We start from the raw sequence: 9934 nt of genomic DNA, 5'->3' as shown, positions 1-9934 counted from the left end.
CGCCCGGCTCCGGGCGGGCGGGGGCTTGCGGGGGCTCAGCGGCCGCCGGCGGCCTTCAGGATGGAGGCGACGGCCGGGCCGGCCGCGTCCACGCCGTGGCCGCCGCCCTGCACCTCGGCGGCCACCGCGACGTTGCCGCGGTAGGCGGTGAACCAGCTGTTGGTGACGTCGACCCCGGCGACCTCGGCGGAGCCGGTCTTGGCGCCCGCGTTGTCGGTGATGCCGGCCATCACGTCCCTGGCGGTGCCGCCGGTGGCGGTGGCCGCCATCATCGCCTTCAGCTTGGCGTCGACGTCCGGGGAGAGCGGGCGGGCGGCCTTCTGCTGCGGCAGCTCGGCGACCAGGATCGGCTGCTTGAACTCGCCGCTCTGCACGGTGGCGGTGACCGAGGCGATGGCCAGCGGGTTCATCTGGACCTTGCCCTGGCCGATGTAGTTCATGGCCTGCTCGTCCTTGCTGCCCGGCGCCGCCGGAACCTTGCCGTCGGTGTTCGGCAGGCCGGTCTTCCACTCCAGGCCGATGCCGAACACGTCCTTGGCCGTGCCGTTCAGCGTCTCGGGCTTGAGGCTGGTCAGGCCCTGGTTGATGAAGGCGGTGTTGCAGGACATCATGAAGTCCTGCTGGAGCGTGTTGTTCGGGAAGGCGCCCGGGAACGAGTTCGGGATCGCGTGCGGGTTGCTGCTCTTCTCCGGGCAGGCCACCACGGTGTCCGGGTTGACGCCGTTCTCCAGCAGCGCCGCCGAGGTGACGATCTTCATCGTCGAGCCCGGGGCGAGCAGCCCGGCGAAGGCCCGGTTCTGGCCGGTGGCCGGCGAGTTGGCGAAGGCCAGCACCTGACCGGTGCTCGGCTCGATCGCGACGATGGAGCCGGGCTTGCCCGCCAGGTCGGTCATCGCCTTCTCGGCGGCGGCCTGGAGGGTGTTGTCGATGGTGAGCTTGAATGGCTTGCCGGGCTTCGGCTCGACGATCGTGAACAGCTTGTCCTGGGGGCCCTTGCCGGCCGGGTCGGAGATCACCACCGCGCTGCCCGCGTCCTGGTCCTTGGCCGGGTCCGGCGGCAGCAGCTTGTTGGCGTTGTCCTGGAGGGTGGTCAGCAGCGACTGGGTGAGCGAGGCGCCCTGGACCGGCTTGCCGTTGCGGTCGACCACGGTGGACGGCGGGGCGAAGACCGGCTGGACGGCGATGGTCTCGTTGCCGGACAGGTGGGGGTGGATCACCGACGGCGCCCAGTGCACGGCCGGGGTGTTGTCGCTCATCTTCACGACGCCCAGGAAGCCCTGGTAGTCCCAGGCCCGGTTGGTGCCCGCGAACTCGGCGCGCGCCTTGTAGGACATCAGCGTGCCGGTGGGCGTGGGCGTGGCGGCGGCGGACGGCGAGTCGCCGGCGCCCGGCGTGCCGGTGGCGCCCGGGGCCGCGGAGGCCCCGGCGGTCGGCTTGGCGGCCGGGGCGGGGGTGCCGGTGGCGGCGGAGAAGACCTGCTGGGTGGTCGGGCCGAAGGGGGTGAGGGTCAGCGCGCTCGGCTTGACCTGGTCCCGGAAGGCGGTCAGACCGGCGGTGGCCGCGGCCGGGTCGTCGGTCAGCGAGGCCGCCTTGGCGATGTCGCCGGCCGCCCAGGCCGTCAGGAAGTCCTTCAGTCCGGCCGTCGCCTGGTCGGCGGTCGGCGGCTCGGCGACCACGGTGCGCGGCTTCTTGCCACCGGATACGCCGTCCGACTCGCTCACCAGGCTGTACACGCCGTAGCCGCCGCCCGCGAGGACGGCGATGGACACGCCGGTGATGATGCCGATCTTCGCGCCACTGCGCATGGTGCAGGTCCCCCAGGGGTCTCGCGGCCGGGCGCAACCGGCGGGGCCGGAAACGCGGTACCCCTCCACCCTAGGCAGCGCGGATCGGTGCGCCGGCGAATCGCCCGGCACTTGTGACGGATCTGGTACGTGTTGTGCACCGCATACGGACGGTTCGCGGGAACGCGGTGTGTCCGGGGCGGTGGATCAGATCCAGGTGTTGAACCACATCCGGCGGCGCCAGTCCTCCAGCGGGATGGTCTGCCCGGTGAACAGCGGATAGAAGAAGAGGAAGTTCCAGACGATCAGCAGGACCAGCAGTCCGGCCGCCGCGGAGCCGATGATCCGGCGGTCCCGGGAGGCGCCGGCCGGCCCGATCAGGGCGCCGATCAGCATCGTCACCGCGAGCACCAGGAACGGGACGAAGACCACCGCGTAGAAGAGGAAGATCGTCCGCTGCTGGTAGGCGAACCAGGGCAGGTAGCCGGCGGCCAGGCCGCAGAGCAGCGCGCCGGCCCGCCAGTCCCGCCGGGCCGCCCAGCGCCACAGGCAGTAGGCCAGCGCCGCGATGCCCGTCCACCACAGCAGCGGGGTGCCGATGCCCAGCACCTCGCGGGCGCAGTCGGCGGCGGTGCAGCCGGCCTGGCCGTACTTGGGGGACTCGTAGAAGAAGGACACCGGCCGGCCCAGCACCAGCCAGGACCACGGGTTGGACTGGTAGGTGTGCGGGTCGCTCAGGCCGACGTGGAACTCGTAGACCGTGGTGTGGTAGTGCCACAGCGAGCGCAGGGCCTCGGGTATCCACGGGAAGTCGGTGGAGCGGCCGACCGCCCAGTCCCGGCCCCAGCCGCCCTGGCCGGGAGCGGTGCTGCTGGCGAACCAGCCCCACCAGGACGCGATGTAGACCGCGACCGCGACCACGACCACCGAGACGAAGGCCGGCAGCACGTCCCGGGCGAGCACCGCCACGAACGGGCGCGGGGCGCCGGCCAGGCGGCGGGCGCCGACGTCCCAGAGCACCGTGAGCAGCCCGAAGGCCGCCGCGACGTACAGACCGCTCCACTTGGTGGCGCAGGTCAGGCCGACGCAGACGCCGGCCGCGATCCGGTACGGGCGCCAGCCCAGGCCCAGCCGCTGGGCGAGCCGGGCGTCCTCGACCCCGCCCAGCCGCCGGGCCAGCAGGGCCCGGGTGCGGTCGCGGTCCAGCAGCAGGAAGCCGAAGGCGGCGAGGGTCCAGAACATCACCACCAGGTCGAGCAGCGCGGCCCGGCTGAGCACCAGGTGCAGGCCGTCCACCGCGAGCAGCAGGCCCGCCACGCAGCCCAGCAGGGTGGAGCGGAACATCCGGCGGGCGATCCGGGCCACCATCAGCACCGACAGGGTGCCGAGCAGGGCCACCGCGAACCGCCAGCCGAAGGGGTTCATGCCGAACAGCTGCTCGCCCAGGCCGATGATCCACTTGCCGACCGGCGGGTGCACCACGTACGAGGGCGTCGCCCGGTACGGGACGGCCGCGCCCGGCGTCATGATCGTGGTGTTGGCGTCCTCCGGCCAGTTGATCTCGTAGCCGCCGTGCCAGAGCGCGTACGCGTCCTTGGCGTAGTACGTCTCGTCGAAGATGATCGCGTGCGGCTGCCCCAGGTTCGTGAACCGCAGGAGGCCGGCGAAGACCGCCACCGCGACCGGACCCAGCCAGCCGGCCCAGCGGCAGAGGAAGAACCACAGGCCCTGCGGCAGCGAGACGCCCAGCCGCAGCAGCAGCGGCGACTGCGGCACGTCCCGGGGCGTCACCCGGGGGCCGTCCGGCATCGGCGGGGCCAGGCGCTCGGTGAGCGTCCCGGTGGGGCGGGCCGTGTAGCCGAACCGGGCCAGGCGCTCGCGCCAGCCGGCCGGCCCGTCCTGCGGTGGGCGGGGGGACGGCAGGCCGACGCCGCCGTACGCGGAGTGGTCCGTACCAGTGGGCGCCTGGGCCGCCGTGTCGCCGTTCATCCGCCACATCGTAGGGGCGCTCTTCGCACGCGTGTCCGCTCCCTCGGAAGCTGACCGAATCGTCACCAAAAACCCCGGGCGCCCGACAGCTGCGAGGATGGGGACCGTGACAGGAGTACTCGTTCTCGCAGGCACCCCCATCGGCGACGTCTCGGACGCCCCGCCCCGGCTCGTCGACGAACTGGCCACGGCGGACGTGATCGCGGCCGAGGACACCCGGCGGCTGCGCCGGCTCACCCAGGCACTCGGGGTGACCCCGGCGGGCCGGGTGGTCTCCTACTTCGAGGGGAACGAGGTCGGCCGCACCCCCGAACTGGTCGAGGCGCTGCTCGGCGGCGCCCGGGTGCTGCTGGTCACCGACGCCGGCATGCCCTCGGTCTCCGACCCCGGCTACCGGCTGGTCGCCGCCGCCGTGGCCGCCGACATCAAGGTCACCGCGGTGCCCGGGCCCTCGGCGGTGCTCACCGCCCTCGCGCTGTCCGGCCTGCCGGTGGACCGCTTCACCTTCGAGGGCTTCCTGCCGCGCAAGAGCGGCGACCGGGCCCGGCAGCTCGCCTCGATCGCCGCCGAACCGCGCACCATGGTCTTCTTCGAGGCGCCGCACCGGATCGCCGAGGCGCTGACCGCGATGGCCGGGGCGTTCGGGCCGGAGCGGCCGGCCGCCGTCTGCCGCGAGCTCACCAAGACCTACGAGGAGGTCAAGCGCGGGCCGATCGGTGAGCTGGCCGCCTGGGCGGCCGAGGGCGTCAGGGGCGAGATCACCGTCGTGGTCGCCGGCGCCCCGCCGGCCGCGCCCCAGGAGCTCACCCCGGCCGAGCTGGCCCGGCTGGTGGCCGTCCGCGAGGAGGCCGGGGAGCGCCGCAAGGAGGCCATCGCGGCCGTCGCGGTGGAGCTCTCGCTGCCCAAGCGGGAGGTCTTCGACGCGGTCGTGGCGGCGAAGCGGGAAGGCCTGGAAAGCGGCCTGGGAAAGGGGTGAATTCCGGGGGTTGCGTTGCTCACGGGGAGTCGTACCGTGGAGAGAAGGCCCCGGTAAACACCAGCTGAGCTGAAGTTTCGGCCGCGCTTCCCGGACCCTGCGAGGATTTTCGTATAGGTCTGACCAACGCGCATCCAAGTCTTCACAAGCCGGGCATCGGCCGGGGCGGTCCGGGCATTTCCTGGAAGGGAAAGACCCAGCCGGACGAGCGTCCGGCGGGCGCTGGGAGACGGCCATGAGCGATGTAGTCGGTACCCCCCGCAGTGGCAGCGCACTGAGCACCGCCGGTCTGGCCGGCCGGCCGCACACTCCCGTCGAGACCGTACGGGAGGCCTACTCCTTCGCGTGCCTGCGCTGCGGGTACGGCTGGGAGCAGGCGTACGACATCGAACACCACGTGGCCAACGACGGGCACGTCGTGTTCGAGTACCACGCCAACGGCGTCCGGGTGCCGTCCCCGCTGCTCAAGCCGACCTGCCCGGGCTGCGGCGGCCACACCGTGCGGATCATGCGCGAGGGCCGGGTCGCCTCCGCCGACCAGGCCTGGCAGCACGCCCCCGGCTACCCGGCGCACGCCGAGCCGGCCGGGGCGCCCGCGGCGGCCGAGCCCACCCGGCCGCGCGGACGCTGGGCCCGGTTCTGGTCGCGGCTGCTGGGCTGACACCGGGGCGACGGAACGGGGACCGCCCCCGGCCGGGAACAACTCGGTCGAGGGCGGTCCGCGTGCCCGACTAAGCTTTCCGACCATGGCGGCCACTGCAGACCACAGCACCACCGGGGCGAGCACCCCGGCGTACTACGTTTCCACCCCGATCTACTACGTCAACGATCGCCCGCACCTCGGCCACGCGTACACCACCGTGGCGGGCGACGTCCTCACCCGCTGGCACCGCCAGCGCGGCGAGAAGGTGTGGTACCTGACCGGCACCGACGAGCACGGTCAGAAGATCATGCGGACCGCCGAGGCGAACGGCGTCAGCCCGCAGGAGTGGTGCGACAAGCTGGTCGAGGAGGCCTGGAAGCCGCTCTGGCAGCACCTGGAGATCGCCAACGACGACTTCATCCGCACCACCGAGGAGCGGCACACCGCCCGGGTGCAGGAGTTCGTCCAGGACCTGTACGACAAGGGCGAGATCTACAAGGGCGGCTACTCCGGCCCGTACTGCGTCGGCTGCGAGGAGTTCAAGCTCCCCTCCGAGCTGCTCGACGGCGCCACCGGGGACGAGAAGCTCTGCTCCGTGCACAAGCGGCCCGTCGAGTGGCTGGAGGAGGAGAACTACTTCTTCCGCCTCTCCGCCTACGGCCCGCAGCTGCTGGAGTTCTACGCGGCGAACCCGGACTTCATCCAGCCCGCCTCGGCCCGCAACGAGGTGCTGCGCTTCGTCGAGCAGGACCTCAAGGACCTCTCGATCTCCCGCTCCACCTTCGACTGGGGCGTGCCGCTGCCCTGGGACGAGAAGCACGTCCTCTACGTGTGGGTCGACGCGCTGCAGAACTACATCACCGCGGCCGGCTACGGCAGCGACCCGGAGCGCTTCGCCGAGCTGTGGCCCGCCTCGGTCCACCTCGTCGGCAAGGACATCCTGCGGTTCCACGCCGTCATCTGGCCCGCCATGCTGATGGCCGCCGGGCTGCCGCTGCCCAAGCGGGTCGTCGCCAACGGCTGGCTGATGGTCGGCGGCGAGAAGATGTCCAAGTCCAACCTGACCGGCATCGCGCCCACCGACCTCACCTCGCACTTCGGCGTGGACGCGTACCGCTACTACTTCCTGCGGGCGATCCCGTTCGGCACCGACGGCTCGTTCTCCTGGGAGGACTTCACCGCCCGGTACACCTCCGAGCTGGCCAACGACTTCGGCAACCTGGCCTCCCGGGTCGCCGCGATGGTCGGCAAGTACTTCGACGGGGTGCTGCCCGCCGCCACCGCCGCGGGCGACGCCGAGCAGGCCGTCGCCGACGGGCTGACCAGGGCCGTCGAGACGGCCGACCGGAAGATCGGCGAGGAGCTGGACTTCGCCGGCGGCCTCGCGGCGATCTTCGAGTTCGTCAAGCAGGTCAACGGCTACCTCACCGAGCAGGAGCCCTGGAAGGTCGCCAAGGACGACTCGGCCGAGGGCCGGGCCCGCCTGGCCACCATCCTCTACACCGCCGCCGAGGCGCTGCGCGCCACCGCCGTGCTGCTCAACCCGGTGATGCCGACCACCGCCGAGAAGCTGTGGGTCTCGCTGGGCGCCGAGGCCGCCGGGCTGGGCGCGCTCTCCGCGCAGACCGTCGCCACCGTCGCCGACTGGGGCCGGCTGCCCGCCGGTGCCACCGTCACCAAGGGCGAGATCCTCTTCCCGCGCCTCGAAGAGAAGCCGACCGCCTGACATGGCCGCCAAGGACGACGCCCGGTCGACCCCGCCGCCGCTGCCGGAACCCCTGGCAGTGGCGGTGGCCGACTCGCACACCCACCTCGACATGCAGTCCGGCACCCCCGCCGAGGGCCTGGCGAAGGCCGCCTCGGTCGGGGTCACCACGGTGGTCCAGGTGGGCTGCGACGTGCCCGGCTCGCGCTGGGCCGCCGAACTGGCGGCGCAGTACGAGCAGGTGCACGCGGCCGTCGCCCTGCACCCGAACGAGGCGCCGCGGATCTTCCTCGGCGACGCGGACGGCTGGTCCGGCCAGCAGCGGAAGGCCGGCGGCGCCGCCGCGCTCGACGAGGCGCTCGCCGAGATCGACCGGCTCGCCGCACTGCCGCAGGTGGTGGCGGTCGGCGAGACCGGCCTGGACTACTTCCGCACCGGGCCGGAGGGCGTGGACATCCAGAAGGAGTCGTTCCGCCGCCACATCGAGATGGCCAAGCGGCACGGCAAGGCCCTGGTCATCCACGACCGGGACGCCCACGAGGACGTCATCGCCGTCCTGCTGGCGGAGGGCGCCCCGGAGCGGACCGTCTTCCACTGCTACTCCGGCGACGCGGCGATGGCGAAGACCTGCGCCGAGCACGGCTGGTACCTCTCCTTCGCCGGCCCGGTCACCTTCAAGGCCAACCAGCCGCTGCGCGACGCCCTGCTCGCCACCCCGCTGGACCGGGTCCTGGTCGAGACCGACGCCCCCTTCCTCACCCCGCACCCGTACCGCGGCCGCCCGAACGCCCCGTACCTGATCCCGGTCACGGTGCGCTCGATGGCCGCGACCCTGGGCCTGGCCGAGGACGAGCTGTCCACGGCCATCGCGGCGAACACCGCCCGGGCCTTCGGGTACTGACGCCGGGGCCCCGGGGCCCGAGCGCGCGGTCGGGGCCCCGTCCGGATCGGCGCGTGGTCGGGCCCCGTCCGGATCGGCGCGTCCGGACGGCGGCCCCGGCGCCCGTATCCTTGGCGCGTGAGCACCACCGACCCCACCTCTGACAGCCGCCCCCAGCCTCCGGCCGGGGGGACCCCCTTGCTGGGCAGTGCCGACATCCGGGAGCTGGCGGCCGCGTTCGGCGTGAAGCCGACCAAGCAGCGCGGGCAGAACTTCGTCATCGACGGCAACACCGTGCGGCGGATCGTCCGGGCCGCCGAGGTGACGGAGCAGGACGCGGTGGTGGAGGTCGGGCCCGGGCTCGGCTCGCTCACGCTGGCGCTGCTGGAGGTCGCGCGGCACGTGACCGCGGTCGAGATCGACCCGGTGCTGGCGCGGCACCTGCCGGACACCGTCGCCGCCCGGATGCCCGGCAAGGCGGACGCCTTCGACCTGGTGTTCAGCGACGCCATGGAGGTCACCGAGCTGCCCGGCCCGGCGCCCACCGCGCTCGTCGCCAACCTCCCGTACAACGTCGCGGTGCCCGTCCTGCTGCACATGCTGGCGACGTTCCCCAGCATCGAGCGGACCCTGGTGATGGTGCAGAGCGAGGTCGCCGACCGGCTCGCCGCCAAGCCGGGCAACAAGGTGTACGGCGTCCCGTCGGTCAAGGCCAACTGGTACGCCGAGGTGAAGCGGGCCGGCGCCATCGGGCGGAACGTGTTCTGGCCCGCCCCCAACGTCGACTCCGGGCTGGTCTCGCTGATCCGCCGCGAGCCGCCGAAGACCAGCGCCAGCCGCGAGGAGGTGTTCGCGGTGGTCGACGCCGCGTTCGCCCAGCGGCGCAAGACCCTGCGCGCCGCGCTGGCCGGCTGGGCGGGCTCCGCCGCCGGGGCCGAGCAGGCGCTCGCGGCGGCCGGCATCGACCACAGGCTGCGCGGCGAGATGCTGACGGTGGAGCAGTTCGCCGCGATCGCCGAGCACAAGCCCTCCCAGGCCGAGGGGGCCGAGGGGGCCGGTCAGCGGACCGGCCGGGCCGGGGCCGCCGAGCGCAAGCCGGTCCGGTCCGCGGCTGCCGAGCCCGGGGCCACCGAGCAGGCCGAGCCCGCTGAGCAGGCGCCCGCGTCCGCCGAGCAGACGACCGAGGACAGCGAGTGATCACCGTACGGGTACCGGCCAAGGTCAACGTCCAGCTGGGGGTCGGCGGGCTGCGCGCCGACGGCTTCCACGACCTGGCCAACGTCTTCTTCGCCGTCGCCCTCGGGGACGAGGTCACCGCCACCGCGGCCGAGGGCGTGACGCTGAGCTGCTCCGGGCCGGACGCCGCCGCCGTCCCGCTGGACGACAGCAACCTCGCCGCCCGCGCCGCCCGGCTGCTCGCCGCCCACCACGGCATCGCCGACCCGGGCGTGCACCTGCACATCGCCAAGGCCATCCCGGTGGCCGGCGGCATGGCCGGCGGCAGCGCCGACGGCGCTGCCGCGCTGGTCGCCTGCGACGCCCTCTGGCAGCTGGGCACCCCGCTCCCCGTGCTGCTGGAGCTGGCCGCCGAACTCGGCTCCGACGTGCCGTTCGCCCTGGTCGGCGGCGTCGCCCTCGGCCGCGGCCGCGGCGAGATCCTGGAGCCGCTGGCCGTCGAGGGCACCTTCCACTGGGTCTTCGCGGTCGCCGAGGGCGGCCTGTCCACCCCCGCCGTGTTCCGCGAGTGCGACCGGCTGCGCGAGGAGGCCGGCACCGGCTCCAGCGACACCGACGTCCCCACCCCGGACGCCGACCCGGCGCTGCTCGCCGCCCTCGCCGAGGGCGACCCGGTCGCCCTGGCCGCCGCCCTCGCCAACGACCTCCAGCCCGCCGCGCTCTCGCTGCGCCCCGCGCTCGCCGCCACCCTGCGGGCCGGCACCGAGGCGGGCGCGCTCGG

8 protein-coding genes are annotated in these 9934 nt (G+C 73.4%); 6 read left to right on the top strand and 2 right to left on the bottom strand.

From position 1 onward, the window contains the following. Positions 1-35: 35 nt before the first annotated feature. Complete coding sequence (locus tag AE652_RS25780) at positions 36-1805, bottom strand: penicillin-binding transpeptidase domain-containing protein (protein WP_049655608.1); 1770 nt, start codon at positions 1803-1805, stop codon at positions 36-38. 186 nt (positions 1806-1991) lie between these two features. Next, the gene (locus AE652_RS25775) at positions 1992-3773 is read right to left on the bottom strand and encodes a dolichyl-phosphate-mannose--protein mannosyltransferase (RefSeq protein ID WP_082345966.1); all 1782 of its coding nucleotides are present in this window, start codon (positions 3771-3773) and stop codon (positions 1992-1994) included. Positions 3774-3879: 106 nt separating this feature from the next. Here AE652_RS25775 and rsmI point away from each other — a divergent pair, with 106 nt between their 5' ends. From rsmI to AE652_RS25745, 6 genes are all read left to right on the top strand, one after another. Beyond that, positions 3880-4749 (top strand): 16S rRNA (cytidine(1402)-2'-O)-methyltransferase, encoded by an 870-nt coding sequence (rsmI, locus tag AE652_RS25770; RefSeq protein WP_049655606.1) that lies wholly within the window; start codon positions 3880-3882, stop codon positions 4747-4749. A gap of 235 nt (positions 4750-4984) precedes the next feature. Then, on the top strand, positions 4985-5410 hold the full coding sequence (locus AE652_RS47480; protein ID WP_181970659.1) for a hypothetical protein: 426 nt from the start codon (positions 4985-4987) through the stop codon (positions 5408-5410). 85 nt (positions 5411-5495) lie between these two features. Next, positions 5496-7118, top strand: coding sequence for a methionine--tRNA ligase (gene metG, locus AE652_RS25760; RefSeq protein WP_049655605.1), 1623 nt, complete (start codon positions 5496-5498; stop codon positions 7116-7118). A gap of 1 nt (position 7119) precedes the next feature. After that, a complete protein-coding gene (locus AE652_RS25755) occupies positions 7120-7998 on the top strand; it encodes a TatD family hydrolase (RefSeq protein WP_049655603.1) in 879 nt (292 codons plus the stop codon). Between the two features lie 117 nt (positions 7999-8115). Then, on the top strand, positions 8116-9174 hold the full coding sequence (gene rsmA, locus AE652_RS25750; protein WP_082345965.1) for a 16S rRNA (adenine(1518)-N(6)/adenine(1519)-N(6))-dimethyltransferase RsmA: 1059 nt from the start codon (positions 8116-8118) through the stop codon (positions 9172-9174). Next, on the top strand, positions 9171-9934 hold a 764-nt coding region (locus AE652_RS25745; protein ID WP_049655602.1), incomplete at its 3' end, for a 4-(cytidine 5'-diphospho)-2-C-methyl-D-erythritol kinase. The genes rsmA and AE652_RS25745, both read left to right, overlap by 4 nt.

Origin of the sequence: Kitasatospora sp. MY 5-36, from assembly GCF_001182915.1 — a bacterium.
Lineage (GTDB): Bacteria > Actinomycetota > Actinomycetes > Streptomycetales > Streptomycetaceae > Kitasatospora.
This window is presented reverse-complemented; position numbering and strand designations above follow the sequence as displayed.